Annotated in this window: 18 protein-coding genes and 1 pseudogene; 5 read left to right on the top strand and 14 right to left on the bottom strand. The window is 66.0% G+C overall.

What is annotated here, in order from left to right:
* The 10 genes from J7024_RS32760 to J7024_RS32715 form a co-directional block, all read right to left on the bottom strand.
* The coding region (locus J7024_RS32760) for a LacI family DNA-binding transcriptional regulator (RefSeq protein WP_234745836.1) at positions 1-731 on the bottom strand (731 nt) is incomplete at its 3' end.
* Positions 732-766: 35 nt separating this feature from the next.
* Complete coding sequence (locus J7024_RS32755) at positions 767-1,786, bottom strand: ABC transporter permease (protein WP_124825764.1); 1,020 nt, start codon at positions 1,784-1,786, stop codon at positions 767-769.
* Entirely contained in the window at positions 1,783-3,408 is a 1,626-nt protein-coding gene (locus tag J7024_RS32750; protein ID WP_124825765.1) for a sugar ABC transporter ATP-binding protein, read from the bottom strand. Before J7024_RS32750 ends, J7024_RS32755 begins: the two co-directional genes overlap by 4 nt.
* Positions 3,409-3,558: 150 nt before the next feature.
* Positions 3,559-4,509 carry a sugar ABC transporter substrate-binding protein gene (locus tag J7024_RS32745; RefSeq protein ID WP_096505414.1) on the bottom strand — a complete coding sequence of 317 codons (951 nt, stop codon included), beginning with the start codon at positions 4,507-4,509 and terminating at the stop codon, positions 3,559-3,561.
* A gap of 327 nt (positions 4,510-4,836) precedes the next feature.
* Entirely contained in the window at positions 4,837-5,223 is a 387-nt protein-coding gene (locus J7024_RS32740; RefSeq protein WP_124825766.1) for a DUF805 domain-containing protein, read from the bottom strand.
* 442 nt (positions 5,224-5,665) lie between these two features.
* A complete protein-coding gene (locus J7024_RS32735; protein ID WP_096505416.1) occupies positions 5,666-6,592 on the bottom strand; it encodes a CysB family HTH-type transcriptional regulator in 927 nt (308 codons plus the stop codon).
* Between the two features lie 80 nt (positions 6,593-6,672).
* Positions 6,673-7,731, bottom strand: coding sequence for a sulfate/molybdate ABC transporter ATP-binding protein (locus tag J7024_RS32730; protein WP_124825767.1), 1,059 nt, complete (start codon positions 7,729-7,731; stop codon positions 6,673-6,675).
* Between the two features lie 13 nt (positions 7,732-7,744).
* Positions 7,745-8,692, bottom strand: a complete 948-nt coding sequence (gene cysW, locus J7024_RS32725) for a sulfate ABC transporter permease subunit CysW (RefSeq protein ID WP_175770117.1) — start codon at positions 8,690-8,692, stop codon at positions 7,745-7,747.
* Positions 8,689-9,582: a sulfate ABC transporter permease subunit CysT gene (gene cysT, locus J7024_RS32720; RefSeq protein ID WP_124825769.1), complete on the bottom strand. Its 894-nt coding sequence runs from the start codon at positions 9,580-9,582 to the stop codon at positions 8,689-8,691. The genes cysW and cysT overlap by 4 nt, the downstream gene beginning before the upstream one ends.
* 134 nt (positions 9,583-9,716) lie before the next feature.
* Positions 9,717-10,754: a sulfate ABC transporter substrate-binding protein gene (locus tag J7024_RS32715; RefSeq protein ID WP_124825770.1), complete on the bottom strand. Its 1,038-nt coding sequence runs from the start codon at positions 10,752-10,754 to the stop codon at positions 9,717-9,719.
* Between the two features lie 264 nt (positions 10,755-11,018).
* Here J7024_RS32715 and lexA point away from each other — a divergent pair, with 264 nt between their 5' ends.
* From lexA to J7024_RS32700, 3 genes are read left to right on the top strand one after another with little or no spacing between them, the layout of a single operon-like run.
* Positions 11,019-11,666: a transcriptional repressor LexA gene (gene lexA / locus J7024_RS32710; protein WP_124825771.1), complete on the top strand. Its 648-nt coding sequence runs from the start codon at positions 11,019-11,021 to the stop codon at positions 11,664-11,666.
* Between the two features lie 26 nt (positions 11,667-11,692).
* Complete coding sequence (locus J7024_RS32705) at positions 11,693-12,031, top strand: hypothetical protein (RefSeq protein ID WP_096505430.1); 339 nt, start codon at positions 11,693-11,695, stop codon at positions 12,029-12,031.
* Between the two features lie 29 nt (positions 12,032-12,060).
* Complete coding sequence (locus J7024_RS32700) at positions 12,061-12,747, top strand: DUF2939 domain-containing protein (protein WP_124825772.1); 687 nt, start codon at positions 12,061-12,063, stop codon at positions 12,745-12,747.
* A 92-nt stretch (positions 12,748-12,839) separates the two neighbouring features.
* Here J7024_RS32700 and J7024_RS32695 read toward each other — a convergent pair whose 3' ends face one another.
* Positions 12,840-13,337, bottom strand: a complete 498-nt coding sequence (locus tag J7024_RS32695) for a universal stress protein (RefSeq protein ID WP_124825773.1) — start codon at positions 13,335-13,337, stop codon at positions 12,840-12,842.
* 325 nt (positions 13,338-13,662) lie between these two features.
* Here J7024_RS32695 and nodI point away from each other — a divergent pair, with 325 nt between their 5' ends.
* Together nodI and J7024_RS32685 are read left to right on the top strand one after the other, a co-directional pair.
* Entirely contained in the window at positions 13,663-14,577 is a 915-nt protein-coding gene (gene nodI / locus J7024_RS32690) for a nodulation factor ABC transporter ATP-binding protein NodI (RefSeq protein WP_233409967.1), read from the top strand.
* Positions 14,578-14,583: 6 nt separating this feature from the next.
* The gene (locus J7024_RS32685) at positions 14,584-15,417 is read left to right on the top strand and encodes an ABC transporter permease (RefSeq protein ID WP_096505440.1); all 834 of its coding nucleotides are present in this window, start codon (positions 14,584-14,586) and stop codon (positions 15,415-15,417) included.
* Between the two features lie 45 nt (positions 15,418-15,462).
* Here J7024_RS32685 and J7024_RS32680 read toward each other — a convergent pair whose 3' ends face one another.
* The 3 genes and pseudogenes from J7024_RS32680 to J7024_RS32670 all read right to left on the bottom strand — a co-directional run.
* Positions 15,463-15,885 (bottom strand): hypothetical protein, encoded by a 423-nt coding sequence (locus tag J7024_RS32680; RefSeq protein WP_059524488.1) that lies wholly within the window; start codon positions 15,883-15,885, stop codon positions 15,463-15,465.
* Positions 15,886-16,110: 225 nt separating this feature from the next.
* Positions 16,111-17,169, bottom strand: coding sequence for a permease (locus J7024_RS32675; RefSeq protein ID WP_175750836.1), 1,059 nt, complete (start codon positions 17,167-17,169; stop codon positions 16,111-16,113).
* Positions 17,166-17,416: pseudogene (locus tag J7024_RS32670) on the bottom strand (tRNA 2-selenouridine(34) synthase MnmH); the annotation flags it as partial. The gene J7024_RS32675 and the pseudogene J7024_RS32670, both read right to left, overlap by 4 nt.

The raw sequence follows: 17,416 nt of genomic DNA, 5'->3' as shown, positions 1-17,416 counted from the left end.
TTGCCCGCGAAAATCGCGCTCGGATGCACCGACTCGAACAGCCGCGCCGCCGCGTGATAGCCGCCGAGGCACGAGAAATCGCTTTCCGCGATCGCGCCCGGCACGATGTCGATCCCGCGCTCGGCCATCGCGCGGATGAAGCCGTGCACGCGCATCGCGCTGACGGCCGTGTCCGTCGGTCCCGTTATGCAGCCGATCTTCGCGTGCCCGAGTTCGAGCAGGTGGCGCGTCGCCAGGTAGGCGCCGCGTTCGTGGTCGATCTGCACGAGATCGGCCGCGAGCCCCTCGATGTTGCGGTCGACCACGACGAGCGGCGCATGCGCGTCCGCGAGCGTCTGTGCCAGCACCGCGTCCTCGCCCGCCGACGCGACGATCAGCCCGTCGATGCGCTTTTCCTGCAGCACGCGCAGATAGTTGCGCTGTTTGACGGGATCGTCGTCCGAATTGCAGAAGAACACGCAATAGCCGTTGGCCGCGCACTGATCCTCGATGCCGCGCGCAAGCTCCGCAAAATACGGATTTGTGCTGTTCGGCACGACGAGGCCGATGGTCGCCGTCGAGCGCGCCTTCAGCGAGCGCGCCACCGCCGATGGCACGTAGTTCAGCTCGCGAATTGCGCCCTCGACCTTCGCACGCACATCCGCGGACACCGGCCGCGAATTGTTCACCACGTGCGAGACGGTCGTAAACGACACGCCCGCCATGGCCGCCACATCCTTGATCGTCGCCATTTCCCGTTTCTCTCTGGTCTGCCTTTCGTGTAGTTCTACCGCGCGCGCGTGCGCCGGCTGCGATATGTATCGAGCACGACCGCCACCACGATCACCGCCCCGGTGATGATTCGTTTGGTCGGCTCGTTCGCGCCGATCTGCGCCAGCCCGGCGGCCAGCACGGAGATGATCAACACGCCGAAGAACGTGCTGATCACCGAGCCGCGCCCGCCCATCAGGCTCGTGCCGCCGATCACGACGGCCGCGATCACCTGCAGCTCGAGGCCGACGCCCGCATTCGGGTCGGCGGCCTCGAGCCGCGAAATCTGGAACAGCGACGCGAGTCCCGCGAGCGCGCCCATCAATGCGAATACGACGATTTTATACGGCCGCGGGTTAACCCCCGCAAGTCTTACCGCTTCCTCGTTCGTGCCGATCCCGACCAGATAACGCCCGAACACCGTACGCGCAAGCACGAACTGTGCCGCGATCGTCACCGCGACCGCGATCAGGAACGCCGGCGAGATGCCGAGCGCGATCGGGTTCGACAGGAAATCGAACGCATCGCCGATGTACGCGGTACGCGAATTCGTCAGCTGGTAAGCGACGCCGCGCGCCGCCTCCAGCACGCCGAGCGACACGATGAACGACGGAATCCGCCAGCCGACCGTGATCGCGCCCGTCAGCGCGCCGGTGACGGTCGCGATCGCGATCCCGATCAGCGCCGCCGGCAACGGCCCCCATTGCCACTTCAATGCGGCCACGCTGACCATCGACGCGGCCAGTGCCAGCACCGAGCCGACCGACAGGTCGATCCCCGCGATGATCAGCACGAAGGTCATCCCGACCGACATCACGACGAGATCGGGAATCTGGTTCGCGATCGTACTGAACGTATCGTAGGTCAGGAAATGCGAGCTCAGCGTCGAGAACAGCACGATCATCGCGGCGAGCGCGCCGGCGAGCCCGAGATAGTTCGACAAACCGAGCCGCGTGCCGGACAGCGCGCGGGCACGACGCCCCGCCACGGTCTGCGGGGCGCCTGCGTCGGTCGGGGATACGGGAGGCTGGGTCATGGCTGTCGTCCTGTCGTCGAAGTGCCGCTCGGTGTGCCGGAAGCCGCGCGCGATGCTGCCTGCGCATCCGGCTGCCGCGCGCCGTCCGGCAGCGCTTCGCGGCCGAAGCCGGCGAACGCCGCGGCCAGCAGCGCATCCTGGGTCCAGTTGCCGCGCTCGAACACGGCGGTCATGCGGCCGGCCGACATCACGCCGATCCGGTCGCAGATCAACATCAGCTCGCGCAGGTCGCTCGAGACGACCACCAGCGCGCGGCCCTCGCGCGCGAGCGCGCCCATCAGCGCATAGATCTCGAATTTGGCGCCGACGTCGATGCCGCGCGTGGGTTCGTCGAACAGCAGCACGCCCATCTCGCGCGCGAGCCAGCGGCCGATCACGACTTTCTGCTGGTTGCCGCCCGACAACTCGCCGACCGCCTGCGCGGCGCCGTGCGTGCGGATCCGCAGCGCGTCGATCTGCTGCTCGGCGAGCGCCGTCTCGCGCGCCGTATCGACGATGCCGCCGCGTGCGAGCCGGTCGAGCTGCCCCAGCGACACGTTCGACGTGACCGACTGCGACAGCAGCAACCCTTCGCCCTTGCGGTCCTCGGTGATCAGCGCGATGCCGTGCTTCACCGCGTCGACCGGCGAGCCGATGCGCACGGGCTTCAGCGGATCGCCGACCGCGATCATCCCGGCGTCCGGCGTATCCGCGCCGTAGATCAACCGCAGCAATTCGGTGCGCCCCGCGCCGATCAGCCCCGAGATCCCGAAGATTTCACCCGTGCGCACCTCGAGCGACACGTCCTGCACGGCCGTGCCGCGCGTCATGCCCGATACGACGAGTCGCGGCACGCCGATATGACGTGCGCCGAGATCGATGCGTTCGCCGATCTCGCGCCCGACCATCAGCGTGACGAGCCCGTCGGACGTCGTCGCGGCCATGTCGCCGACGTGCACGAGCCGGCCGTCGCGCAACACCGCAACGCGCTCGGCCACGCGCGCGAGTTCCTCGAGACGGTGCGAGATGTAGACGATCGCCACGCCGCGCGCCTTGAGCCGGTCGATCTGCTCGAACAGCAGTTCGACCTCGCGCGCCGTCAGCATCGCGGTCGGCTCGTCGAGGATCAGCACGCGACAGTCGCCGATCAGGTTGCGCGCGATCTCGACCATCTGCTGATGGCCGATACCGAGCGCGCCGACCGGCGTATCGGGGTCGACCGCGTCGAGGCCGACCTGCGCCATCGCGGCGCGCGCGTCCTCGCGCAGCCGCGCGCGGTCGATGATGCCGAAGCGGCGCGGCAGACGGTTCAGGAACAGGTTTTCGGCGACCGTCAGCGTCGGCAGCAGGTTCAGTTCCTGCATCACCATGCGCACGCCGAGCGCTTCGGCCTGCGTGCGGCTCGCCGGCGCATAGGCCTGGCCGCCGAGTTGCATCGTGCCGGTCGTCGGATCGACGAGGCCGCCGATGATCTTCGACAGCGTGCTCTTGCCGGCGCCGTTCTCGCCCGTCAGCGCGAGCGCTTCGCCCGACGCGAGCGTCAGCGTGACGTCGGCGAGCACGGGTTCGGCGTAGGTTTTGCCCACACCGGAGACGGACAGCACGGGGACGGCTGAACGGGGGGGTTGGAAGGTCGGTTCCATCGCGATCCTGGTTGCGGCCGCGCGCACGCGGCGCGCGGGTATGACGCTCACAAGTGCATGTGCATGCAGTGGCCGTGATCGCGCTCACCCCGGATAACGGCCGCCGGCCCGCATTCTTGAGGGCGGCGGCGGCCGCGACCGGCAGCGGCGTTACTTCGTCACGAGATCCACCGGCGTCTCGACCACGCCGGACAAGTCGGCCTGCTTGCGATGCTCGGCGATCGCCTTGAGCGCCGTATCAATGCCGAACACCGCCTGCTTCGCCGCATACTGGTCGGCGGTCGCGAGCACGCGGCCGTCCTTCAGCATCGGCTTGATCGCGTTGATGTTGTCGTAGCCGACCACGAACACCTTGCCCTGCTTGCCTGCCGCGCGCACCGCCGACACGGCGCCGATCGCCATGTTGTCGTTGCCGCACAGCAGCGCGCGCAGGTTCGGGTATTCGTTGAGCATCGCGGACGCAACCGCATTGCCCTTGTCGATTTCCCATTCGCCCGACTGCACCGACACGACCTTCATCCCGCCCGCCTTCATCGCGTCCTGGAAGCCGGCCGTGCGCTGTTGCGCGTTGGTCGTCGTCGACACGCCCTCGACGATGCCGACCTGATCGCCCGCCTTCAGCCGCTTCGCGAGATAGTCGCCGATCTTGCGCGCGCCCTTGCGGTTGTCCGGCCCGACGAACGGCACGTTCAGGTTCTTCGACTTCAGCACGTCCGGATCGAGCCGGTTGTCGATGTTTACGACGATGATGCCCGCGTCGACCGCCTTCTTCACGACCGGCACGAGCGCCTTCGAATCGGCCGGCGCGAGCACGATCGCATCGACCTTCGACACGATCATCTGCTCGACGATGCGGATCTGGTTCGCGGTGTCGGTCTCGTCCTTGATGCCGTTGGTGATCAGGTCGAACTGGCTGGCGTTGTGCTTCTGGTATTCCTTCGCGCCGTTTTCCATCGTGAGGAAGAACTCGTTGGCGAGCGACTTCATCACGAGCGCGACCTTCGGCTTGGCTGCAGATTGCGCGTGAACGGCCGGTGCGGCAGCGACCGCGACGGCGGCAAGCGCGGCGGTCAGGAAGCGACGGCGAAAGAGGACATTCATACACATCTCCTGGCGACTGGCCCGACGGGCCGGATTGTTGTTTGGCTGTTGTTTTAATGTGAGCAAACGTTTGCGCCACACTTCCCGGACATTGGCCATCGATGTTGCTTGTCGGTACCACGGAATGGAAGCAAGGCAGACGGCCGACTGCCTGACGCGTGCTGTCATTGACGCGCCACCGCCGGCGGGACGCCGGCGGAGTGAGGGCTATGCTGTACCGTTTCGGTTCGGCGCGCAACCCGTCTGATCAATATTTAAGGGTTTATTCTGAGCGCCCCACGGGGTGTATCGCGGGGCGGCGGCAATACATACGCCGGTTGCCGTACCTCATGCCGGACCCTGCGGTGCCGATTCGTCGCGATCGTCCGACGGTGGCTCGCCGAAGCGGTTCGCGTGCGGCGTGCCAGCGATGAAACCGTTCATCACGAACAACGCGATCGCGCCGACGATCGGCACGAAAATCAACAGCATCCACCACCCCGACTTGTCGATGTCGTGCAGGCGCTTGACGCCGACCGCGATCGACGACCATATCGAGACGACGGCAATCGCCAGAAAAACGAGCACCAGCAGCAGCGGCAGATCCTCGGCCGACGCGCCGCGAGACCTCGCATCGAAGAGCGCGCTGAGCACGGCATAGACGAGCGCGTAAATCCACCATGGCAAGCGCCCGATCCGGCCTTCGAAGGAAAAGAGAAACCGTTTCAGATTCATTGTTCCGCCCTGTTTCGTGCGCGCCGCACGCCGTGATGGCGATGAGGTCGTGGTCGGGAATCGGCATGGGCCACGTGCGGTGGGCCCTCGAATCTGCCGTGCGCTTTTTCGGCTTTTTCTACTTTCGCCGGGTGTGGCGTCGCGACGCGATGCACGCCGACGAGTACCGCGCGGCCACCGCCCACCCGGTGGTGCCGACGCGATTCACCGACCGGTATTGCGGCGAATTAAATCATATCTTCGTAAAAATGCCGCGTTCGATATGGTCGATGCGAAGCGGTCGAACGTGCCGTCTTGTTTTTCTGTTAGTCGGCAAACGCTCGAAAGGCGTCGCTTCGCATGAACCGGATCGGGCGCGACGGAGGCAAATCCGTCGTCATGGCGAGCCCTTGCAACACATTCGGCGGACGCATGCCGCGCCGCCGAAATATCGCCCGTGCAATCAGACCGCTTCGCGCAGCAGCCCCGCGATTTCCGCTTCGTTCAAATGCGGCGCGAACATCTCGATCAGCCGGTACGCATACGCGCGCAGGAACGCGCCCTTGCGCAGCCCGACACGCGTCGTGCTCGCCTCGAACAGATGCTGCGTGTCGAGCGCAACCAGGCCCGTGTCGCGCTGCGGATCGAAGGCCATTGCCGCAACGACGCCGATCCCCATCCCGAGTTCGACATAGGTCTTGATCACGTCCGCGTCGATCGCGGTCAGCACCACATCCGGCACTGCGCCGGCCTGCGTGAACGCCTGGTCGATGTGCGAGCGGCCCGTGAAATCCTGATCGTACGTGATGATCGGATATTCGGCGATTTCCTCGAGCGTCAGGTTCTCGCGACCGACGAGCGGATGCCCCTTCGGCACGACGACCGTGTGGTGCCACGAATAGCACGGGAACGTGACGATGTCCGGATAGCGGTCGAGCGCCTCGGTCGAGATGCCGAGATCGGCCTCGCCGTTCAGGATCATCTGCGCGATCTGCTGCGGGCTGCCCTGGCGCAGCGCGAGATGCACCTTCGGGAACACGTCGGTGAACTGCCGGATCACCTTCGGCAATGCGTAGCGCGCCTGCGTGTGCGTCGTCGCGACGACGAGGTGGCCGCTGTCCTGGTCCGCGAACTGACGGGCGACACGGCGCAGGTTCTCGGCGTCGAGCAGCATCCGCTCGATCAACTGGTGCACGGCCTTGCCGGGCTCCGTGAGCCCGGTGAGGCGCTTGCCGCGCCGAATGAAGATGTCGACGCCCAGTTCGTCCTCGAGATCCTTGATCTGCTTCGACACGCCCGACTGCGACGTATACAGCACGTTCGCGACTTCGGTCAGGTTCATGTTCTGACGCACGGCTTCGCGCACGAAACGCAATTGCTGAAAATTCATGGGTATGCCTCTTAGGCTGTCGTTGTTCGAATGACGATTCGGAGCGGTATCCGCTCTCTTCTCTTTACCGGGTTCGGGCGTCAGTGTGCGGGAAATACGCGCACCGCGCGCGGTACCGCGGTCGCGCCGTCGCCGACCTGCAACGCGAGCGCACGCCACGCGTCGCGATCGAGTTCGGCTTCGAGCGCGCCGCCTGCACGCGCCTCGAGCTCGACCCGCACCGAGCCGCCGAGCGGAATCACGCGGCGCACGTCCACCGCGATGCCGTCACGATGCCCGTCGCCGACCGGCCGGAGCTGCAGGTCGTGCGGCCGCACGTATGCGTTCGCGGGGCCCGCGAAATCGGCGTCGACCGCGATCGGCGCCGACGCGCCTTCGGCGACGAAGCCGCGCCCGGCAACCGTGCCCGGCAGCCGGTTCGCCGCGCCGAGGAATTCGTAGACGAACGCGCTTTGCGGATGATCGTAGACGTCTTGCGGGCTGCCGACCTGCTCTACGTGACCGCGGTTCAGCACGACGATCCGGTCCGCCACTTCGAGCGCTTCCTCCTGGTCGTGCGTGACGAAGATCGTCGAAATGTGCAGGTCGTCGTGCAGACGCCGCAGCCAGCCGCGCAATTCCTTGCGCACCTTCGCGTCGAGCGCGCCGAACGGCTCGTCGAGCAGCAGCACCTTCGGTTCGACCGCGAGCGCACGCGCCAGCGCGATCCGCTGGCGCTGGCCGCCCGACAGTTCGGACGGATAGCGCTGCGCAAGCCAGTCGAGCTGCACAAGCTTCAGCAGCTCATGCACCTTGTCCCGGATCACGGCTTCCGACGGCCGCTCGCGACGCGGCTTCACGCGCAGCCCGAACGCGACGTTCTCGAATACGGTCATGTGGCGGAACAGCGCGTAGTGCTGGAACACGAAGCCGACCTGGCGATCGCGCGCGCCGACCGACGCGACGTCGAGCCCCTGCAGCACGACCTGGCCGGCGTCCGCGTGCTCGAGGCCCGCGATCACGCGCAGCAGCGTGGTCTTGCCGCAACCGGACGGTCCGAGCAGTGCGACGAGCTCGCCAGGCGGGAAGTCGAGCGACACGTTGTCGAGTGCGGTGAAATCGCCGAAGCGCTTTTGAAGGTGACGGACGGTGATACCCATTCTGGTTGCCTCTTTACGATTTCGACGAAATGACGGCGACGGGGCCGGCATGAGCGGGAACGTCATCGCGTGCGCCAGCCAGTTCGGCGGCGAGGTGACGTTCGGCGAGCAGTTTCAGCGCGAGCGTGACGAGCGCAAGCAGCGCGAGCACCGACGCCACCGCGAACGCCGCCGCGAAGTTGTATTCGTTGTACAGAATCTCGACGTGCAGCGGCATCGTGTCGGTCACGCCGCGGATGTGGCCGGACACGACCGACACCGCACCGAACTCGCCCATTGCGCGCGCGTTGCACAGGATCACGCCGTACAGCAGGCCCCACTTCACGTTCGGCAGCGTCACGCGGCGGAAGATCTGCCAGCCCGACGCACCGAGCACGCGCGCGGCCTCTTCCTCGTCGGTACCCTGCGCCTGCATCAGCGGAATCAGCTCGCGCGCGACGAACGGGAACGTGACGAAGATCGTCGCGAGCACGATGCCCGGCACCGCGAAGATGATCTGCACGTCGTGATCCTGCAGCCACGGGCCGAGCCAGCCCTGCGCACCGAACAGCAGCACGTACACGAGGCCCGAGATCACCGGCGACACCGAGAACGGCAGGTCGATCAGCGTGGTGAGCAGCGCCTTGCCGCGGAATTCGAATTTCGCGATCGCCCACGACGCGCACACGCCGAACACGAGGTTCAGCGGCACCGCGATCACGGCGACGGTCAGCGTCAGCTTGATCGCCGACCACGCGTCGGGATCGGCGAGCGATTCGAAATAGAAGCCGACGCCCTTGCGCAGCGCCTCGACGAACACCGCGGCGAGCGGCACGACGAGGAAAAACGCGAGGAACGCCAGCGCAACGCCGATCAGCAGCCAGCGCACGGCGCGCGGCTCGCTGACGGGATCGAGCTGTTTCGCGGCGCGCGCGCGCGCCGCGGACGGATTGTTCAGCACGGCGGTGGACTCCTGGCTCATTGCTGGCCTCCTGCTGCGGCAACGGTGACGGTCGTCGGCGCGGGGCCGCTCGCCCCCTTGCTCGTCCTGCGCTGCAGATACCACTGCAGCGTGTTGATCAACAACAGCATCAGGAACGACACGACCAGCATCACGACCGCCAGCGCGGTGGCGCCCGCGTAGTCGTACTGCTCGAGTTTCGTGATGATGAGCAGCGACGTGATCTCGGATTTCATCGGCACGTTACCGGCGATGAAGATCACCGACCCGTATTCGCCGAGCGCACGCGCGAACGCGAGCGCGAAGCCGGTGAGCAGCGCAGGCAGCACGGCCGGCAGCACGACGCGACGGAACGTGAGCCAGCGCGATGCGCCGAGGCATGCGGCGGCCTCTTCCTGCTCGCGCTCGAAATCCTCCAGCACCGGCTGCACTGTGCGCACGACGAACGGCAGCCCGATGAAGGTCAGCGCGACCAGCACGCCGACCGGCGTGAACGCGATCTTGATGCCGAACGGCGCGAGATACTGGCCGACCCAGCCGTTGGTCGCATAGACGGCCGCGAGCGAGATGCCGGCGACCGACGTCGGCAGCGCGAACGGCAGGTCGACGATCGCGTCGATGAGGCGCTTGAACGGGAACGTGTAGCGCACCAGCACCCACGCGACGAGAAAGCCGAACACGGCGTTGATCACGGCGCCGCCCAGGGCGGAGGCGAACGTCAGCCGGTACGACGCGAGAACGCGCGGCGACGTGACGGCGGTGACGAACTGGTCCCACGACAGCGTCGCGGTCTTCAGGAACGTGGCGGCGAGCGGGATCAGCACCACGAGGCTCAAATAGGCCACCGTGATGCCGAGCGTCACGCCGAAACCGGGCAGCGCGCTCGGCTTGCGAAAGGTGTACGTCGTCATCGGATGCTCTTGCTGGGTCGATGCTGCTCACGGGTCCGACGCAAATGCCGGCGCGGGGAGTCGCGCCGGCAGGCCGTCGGGGATGCGGCGCGCTGTCGTGGCGCGCCGCTGTCGTTATGGTTCGTTGCGTGGCGTTACTGCGGCTTGTAGATCGAATCGAACACGCCGCCATCCGCGAAATGCGTCTTCTGCGCATTCGTCCAGCCGCCGAACGTGTCGTCGACCGTGTACAGCTTCAGCTTCGGGAACTGCTTGGTCAGCTCCGCCGGCACGTTCTTCGAGCGCGGACGGTAGTAGTTGCGTGCCGCGATCTCCTGGCCCTGCGGGCTGTACAGGAAGTTCAGGTAGGCCTCGGCCAGCTTGCGCGTGCCCTTCTTGTCGACCACCTTGTCCACCACCGCGACGGGCGGCTCGGCCAGGATGCTCACCGACGGCACGACGATCTCGAACTTGTCGGTGCCAAATTCCTTGATCGACAGGAACGCCTCGTTTTCCCATGCGATCAGCACGTCGCCGATCCCGCGCTGCACGAAGCTCGTCGTCGCACCCCGCGCGCCCGAATCGAGCACGCCGGCGTTCCTGTACAGCTTCGTCACGAATTCCTTCGCCGTCTGCTCGTTGCCGCCCGGCTTGTGCACGGCATACGCCCACGCGGCGAGGTAGTTCCAGCGTGCGCCGCCCGACGTCTTCGGGTTCGGCGTGACGATCGAGATACCCGGCTTGGTCAGGTCGTCCCAGTCCTTGATCCCCTTCGGGTTGCCCTTGCGCACCAGGAACACGATCGTCGACGTGTACGGCGACGCGTTGTCCGGCAGGCGCTTTTGCCAGTCCTTGTTGATGAGCCCCTTGTTCGCGAGCGCGTCGATGTCGTACGCGAGCGCCAACGTGACGACGTCGGCCTGCAGGCCGTCGAGCACCGAGCGCGCCTGCGCACCCGAGCCGCCGTGCGACTGCTTGAAGTTGACCGTCTCGCCCGTCTTCGCCTTCCACTCCTTGCCGAACGCCTGGTTGAAGTCCTGATACAGCTCGCGCGTCGGGTCGTACGACACGTTCAGGAACGTCGTATCGGCCTGGGCATGCGTCGCGACGCCCAGCGCCGCCGCCGCGCCCAGCGCGAGTGTTGCGATCAGGCGGCCCACTCCGCCCGCCAGCCCCGTATTGCGCTTCGCCATCCTTGGTTCTCCAGTGTTGTCGGTATTGCGATGTCGAGCCAGTCTAACGAACGGGTTACATGATTAAAAATAATCGTTCTTCATTTTTTAATACTCAAAAGTGCTAACGCATACTGGACGGACGGTTGCGGCAGACAAACCGGCGTCCGGACGTCGCGACATCGCGCCGGAATCGGCGCGATCGCGTCGAACCTCAAGTAACACTTGAAATTCGCGGAGTACTGTATAAAAATACAGCTCACTGTCTATCCATACAGTTCAGCCATGACCAAACTCACTGCCCGTCAGCAGCAAGTGTTCGACTTGATCCGCCGCGCGATCGAGCGCTCCGGATTCCCGCCCACGCGCGCCGAGATCGCGGCCGAACTGGGTTTCAGCTCGCCGAATGCAGCCGAGGAACACCTGCGTGCGCTTGCGCGCAAGGGCGTGATCGAGCTGGCCGCCGGCGCCTCGCGCGGCATCCGCCTGCTCGGCCTCGACGACGCACCGCACCAGTTCACGCTGCCGCATGCCGGCCTGATGCAACTGTCGCTGCCGCTTGTCGGCCGCGTCGCGGCCGGTAGCCCGATCCTCGCGCAGGAACATATCTCGCAGCATTACGCATGCGATCCCGCGCTGTTCACCAGCAAGCCGGACTACCTGCTGAAGGTGCGCGGCCTGTCGATGCGCGATGCCGGCATTCTCGATGGCGATTTGCTCGCGGTGCAGAAGCGCACCGAAGCGAAGGACGGCCAGATCATCGTCGCGCGTCTGGGCGACGACGTCACGGTCAAGCGCCTGATGCGCCGGCCCGGCGGCCTCGAGCTGATCGCGGAGAACCCGGATTACGAAAACATCTTCGTCAAGGCCGGCAGCGCGGAGTTTGCGCTGGAAGGCATCGCCGTCGGGCTGATCCGCTCGGGCGAACTCTGACAATCAGTCTCGCTGAGGAGAACTCCATGGAACGCCTTGCCCGTCTGCTGCCTTTCCGTCAATTCGGTCGCCTGCGTCACCTGCGCGGCCGCACGCCCTGCGCGCCGCTGTCCGCTGCAGCGCCCGTGGCGAGCCAAGAAGTCGCAGTTGAACGGCAGGCGTCGCTGCTGCCGTCAGCGCTGCCCGCGTTTGCACGGGTATCGCTGAACGCGGGCCTGAATCACGCCGAGCCGGCGCGCCGCGCGCCCGTGCGCGTGTATCACGGCCGGTCGCGGCTGATCATGGTCGGCACGATCGACGCCGTGTGCCGGATGATCGATCGCTGCATCGCAGAGGAACGATCAGCCCAGCAAGGCGGTCTCTGATTGCGGAACCTGTCCGCACCGGAGGCATCGTGACTGAATCGCCGGGCCGCACGTCGCGGCTCAAACCCTTGCTGATCGTCGCGCTGGCCGTCGTCGTCATTGCGGCGATCGGCTACGCGTACGCATCGCCGTACGTCGCGCTCGGTCGCCTGAAATCGGCGATCGACGCGCGCGATGCGCAAGCGGTCAGTGAGTATGTCGATTTCCCGTCCCTGCGCATCAGCCTGAAGCAGCAAGTCACGGAAGAGTTGATGCGCCGGATCGACTCGGTCAAAAAGAACAATCCGTTCGCGGTGATCGGCGCATTGATCGGGTCCGCATTGATCGGCCCGCTGGTCGACGCATATGCGACACCGGAAGGCGTGGCGGCGCTGATGAGTGGCATACCGCCGCGAGGCAATCCGGGCGAACGCCCGCCTGAATGGTCTGGTCCGCCTCCGGGCACGACTGCTGGCAATGAACCGGCCGCGCCGGCGAGCGCACCCGCACCCGGCAGCAACGCCGCTCCCCCTGCTGCTACGGCACCGGCGCCGTCGTCCGCACCGGCCGGTGCGAGCAATGCAGGCCATCCGCAGCAAACGAGCGCCGGCTACCGGAATATCGATGAATTTGTCGTGACCTACCAGCGCAGCGGCGACGGCACACGCTATGCGGCGATCTTTCATCGCTTCGGTCTATTCTCGTGGAAGCTGTCCGAGATCGACCTGCACGCGTAATCGATCGCAATCGATGTGCATGCCGCCGATACGGCACAGCGCGTGACCGACGTGAATCGCCGGTCGAGTCAGTCGGTCACGTCATCATTGCGTCACTTGCCGCTCGTGGTCGCCGCTTCGCGCTCGCGCGCAATCTCGGCCTTTTGCTCTTCGGCCGACGAACACGCAACCAGAATGCTGCAGTTCACGCGATCGAGCAGTTGCGTGTTGCCCGACCCCATCCACCATCTCGACAACCCGCTGCGGCACCGATGGCCGACGACGACGAGATCCGCCTGCAATTCGGTTGCGAGATTCGCGATTTCGTCGATCGGATAACCGAACGCGAAATGGCCTTCGGCCTGAACGCCGCGCTCGCGCAGCCAGTTCACGCCTTCCTGCAGAATCTCGCGGGCCGTTTCCTCGAAACGGCCGCATGCGACGTCGGTCAGCAGACCCGCGCTCTGGGCGATGCTCGAGCGCATGTCGACGACCGACAGCAAATGCGTTTCCGCCTTCAGATCCAGCGCGAGATTGGCGCCGCACCGCAATGCCTTGCGCCCTTCGAGCGTGCCGTCGTAGCACAGCAGAATCTTGTTGTAGCAAGCCATGAAGCCTCCCTATCGCGAATACGTACCGATGCATTCATCATGGTGCGCCGCAATTCCGGATGCAAGGGATGGAAAACGCTGATTCGCCCCGCATGGCGGGTCGGCGATGATGCAGTGCACGATCCATGCAGGCAATCGCCGTGCCGCGCGCGGCATGCCCTGAAGAGACGCAGCCGATGCACTAGAATGGCCCATTCGTGCCGCCGGCACGCGTTCGCTTCGGTCATGCTCGTGTGACACGCATTCGCCCGGTCCGTTCGCATGGCGGCACACGCACCGGCCGGCAGCGACACGCACCGCAGCCGCTTACAACGACAAAATTGCCATGTCCGTTGCACCGATCGATTTCCGAAACGTCGAAAAACGCTATGGCGACAAGCTCGTCGTCAACGGTCTGTCCTTTCACGTCGAGGCTGGCGAATGCTACGGCCTGCTCGGGCCGAACGGCGCCGGCAAGACCACGACGCTGAAGATGCTGCTCGGTCTCGCCTATCCCGATGCAGGCACCATTTCGCTGTGCGGCGAACCGGTTCCGTCGCGTGCGCGGCATGCGCGTCACCGCGTCGGGGTCGTCCCGCAGTTCGACAATCTCGACCCCGACTTCACGGTTCGCGAAAACCTGCTCGTGTTCAGCCGCTATTTCGGGATGTCGGCGCAGGCCGCGCGCGCGCTCGTACAACCGCTGCTCGAATTCGCAAAGCTGGAAAACAAGGCCGATGCCAAGGTCGGCGAACTGTCGGGCGGGATGAAACGCCGCCTGACGCTCGCCCGAGCGCTCGTCAACGATCCCGACGTGCTGGTGCTCGACGAGCCGACCACCGGCCTCGATCCGCAGGCGCGGCACCTGATGTGGGAGCGGTTGCGCTCGCTGCTTGCACGCGGCAAGACGATCCTGATCACCACGCACTTCATGGAGGAAGCCGAACGCCTGTGCGACCGGCTGTGCGTGATCGAGGAAGGCCGCAAGATCGCCGAAGGCGCACCGCACGCGCTGATCGAATCGGAAATCGGCTGCGACGTGATCGAGATCTACGGGCCGGATCCGGTCGCGCTGCGCGACGAGCTGGCGCCGTTCGCGAAGCACACCGAGATCAGCGGCGAGACGCTGTTCTGCTACGTGACCGACCCGGAACCGCTCAGCGCGCGACTCAAGGGTCGCCCGGGGTTGCGCTATCTGCATCGTCCGGCCAATCTGGAAGACGTGTTCCTGCGGCTCACGGGCCGCGAAATGCAGGACTGACCGATCATGGACGTACGCAACTATTCCGCCGCCGCGCCGTCCGCACCGCCGCGCGAGTCGCGCTTCGCGATCGCGCTGCCCGCGAACGCGACCAACTGGATCGCCGTGTGGCGGCGCAACTATCTCGTGTGGCGCAAGCTGGCGCTGGCGTCGATGTTCGGCAATCTCGCCGATCCGATGATCTACCTGTTCGGGCTGGGGTTCGGGCTCGGCCTGATGCTCGGCCACGTCGACGGCGTGTCGTATATCGCGTTCCTCGCGGCCGGCACGGTCGGATCGAGCGTGATGATGTCCGCGAGCTTCGAGTCGATGTATTCGGGCTTCTCGAGGATGCACGTGCAGCGCACCTGGGAAGCGATCATGCACACGCCGCTCGCGCTGGGCGACATCGTGCTCGGTGAAATCGTCTGGGGCGCGAGCAAGGCGATGCTGTCGGGCGTCGCGATCATGATCGTCGCGGGGCTGCTCGGCTATGCGCAGTTTCCGTCGATGCTCGCGGCGCTGCCCGTGATTGTGCTCGCCGGTCTCGCTTTCGCAAGCACAGCGATGATCGTCACGGCGCTCGCGCCGTCCTACGATTTCTTCATGTTCTATCAGACGCTCGTGCTGACGCCGATGCTGCTGCTGTCGGGCGTGTTCTTCCCGATCACGCAGTTGCCGCCGGTCGCGCAGCACGCGGCGCATGCACTGCCGCTCGCGAACGCGGTCGAGTTGATCCGGCCCGCGATGCTCGGCCGGCCGGCGACCGACATCGGTCTTCACGTCGCGGTGCTCGCCGGCTACGCAGTGGGCGGATTCGTGGTCTCCGCGTGGCTGTTCCGGCGGCGGATGATGCGCTGACGGCCGGCGGGCACCGTGCCGGCTCGATACGACGTGGCGACGACGTTACTCGTCGTCGTCGCTCCACGGAATTTCGACGTCGGTCAGGAATGCGACAGTCGCAAGCGGGCCGCCTTCCTGGCGGCCGAGCTTGCCGTCCGCGCGATGCCATTCGACGCGAAACTGCGTGCCCGGATCGTCGGCAATCAGATAGACCGCGCGCAGTTCTTCCGCGTCGGCTTCGTCGACCGGACCGTCGAACGACACCAGCATCTTCTGCGGCCACAGGCCGTTGACCGGATCGTAAATGCGATCGCCCTGCGGAATGTCGATGCTCGCCTCGACGCCGATCGTGGCGGAGGCTTCGATGATCATCGTGCCGAGCGCGTTCAGCACGGCAGTCGCCCGCGCGGAATTGGCCTGGCGGATCGCGAGATCGCCGCGCGTCAGCGCCTTTTCGAGTCGAGGATGAATCTTCGGTTGGGTCATGCGTTTTCCTGTTTGCTTCTTGTAAAGGGCACCGCACGCATGGAGCGGCGGCGCCGGATGAATACGACTGATGCGTGGCGGGAGCGGCCTGCGCGTACGGCGGTGCGCAATCACGCGCGCCCTTCGACGCCGGCAGCCGGGCATCTCGCTCCCCGCTTGCCGGCCGCCGAGACGAGCCGGCTGACCGAGATGGCGCGCCGGATTACCGTCCCGTCCGCGCGCCCGTCAGAACCCGAACGCGATTGCGAGCAGCCCGCTCGCGATCCCGAACACAATGACGAGGCCCGTGACGATCGCCAGCGTGGTCGGCTTGAACGAACGCGCGAGCATCGCGAGCGACGGCACGCTGATCGGCGGCAGCGTCATCAGCAGCGCGGCGGCCGGCCCGACACCCATGCCGAGCGACAGCATCGCCTGGATGATCGGCACCTCGCCGGCCGTCGGAATCACGAACAACGTGCCCGCCACCGCGAACGCGATGATCCAGCCGAGATGGTTGCCGATGTCCGGGCCGATATGCGGAAACAGCCACGCACGCGCCGCACCGAGCAGCAGCACGAGCACGATGTATTCGGGGATGAGCCGCACGGCCATGCGCGCGAACAGCTTCACCCAGCGCACGAACGGATTGCCCGCCGCGGCCTGCTCGGCAACCAGCGCGGCCAGTTGCGCGTCGTCGATGCTGCGCTCTTCCGGACGTGCGATGCGGTTCAGCAGGTAGCCGATCCCGAACACCATCGCGAGGCCGAGGACCAGCCGCAGCGCACTCCAGTGCCAGCCGAGCACGAAACCCATGAACACCAGCGCGGCCGGATTCAGCACCGTGTTGCCGAGCCAGAACGCGACCGCGCCGCCCGGCGACGCGTGCCGCGCACGCAGGCCCGCGACGACCGGCGCCGCGCAGCACGTGCACATCATGCCGGGCAGCGACAACAGGCCGCCTGCGGCGACGCTGCCGAAGCCGGTGCGGCCAAGCACGCGCGCAACCCACTGCGCGGGCAGCAGTGCCTGCACGGCCGAACCGAGCAGCAGGCCGAGCACCATCGCCTGCCAGATCGCCTTGCCGTATGCCCATGCGTAGTCGAGCGCCGCCTTCAGCGACGGCTCGGGCGCCGTCGCCGACTTGCCCATCAGGATCGACTGGCCGATCGAATGATGTTCGGCGGCAACGAACGCCTTGTTGTAATACGGAAACCATTTTACGTAGAACAGTCCCGCGACCGCGATCAGCAGGAAAGTCATCCAGCCGAGCGCCGGACTGGGTTGGGTGCGTGTGGTCGTCATCGTGTGGTGATCGATTGGTCTTGATCGGTTGTGGATTCCACGCCTGCCGCCAGCGCGGCCGACGCAGGCAGGCCCGCTTGCGCGAGCCGGCCCAGCAGCGTGCGCGCCTGATCGCGCACGTCGGCCGCGTTCGGCTGGAACGTGAACGTCAGCACCCGGTTCGGCTTGTTGTACGTTGCACGATAGGTGCGCGCATAAGCGGGATCGTAATGCTTGTCGATCAGTTCGGTGAACAGGTCAGCCCGCG

Origin of the sequence: Burkholderia sp. WTPI3, assembly GCF_021483755.1 — a bacterium.
Lineage (GTDB): Bacteria > Pseudomonadota > Gammaproteobacteria > Burkholderiales > Burkholderiaceae > Burkholderia.
The sequence above is the reverse complement of the archived record's forward strand: the minus strand, read 5'-3'. Positions and strand labels throughout refer to the sequence as shown.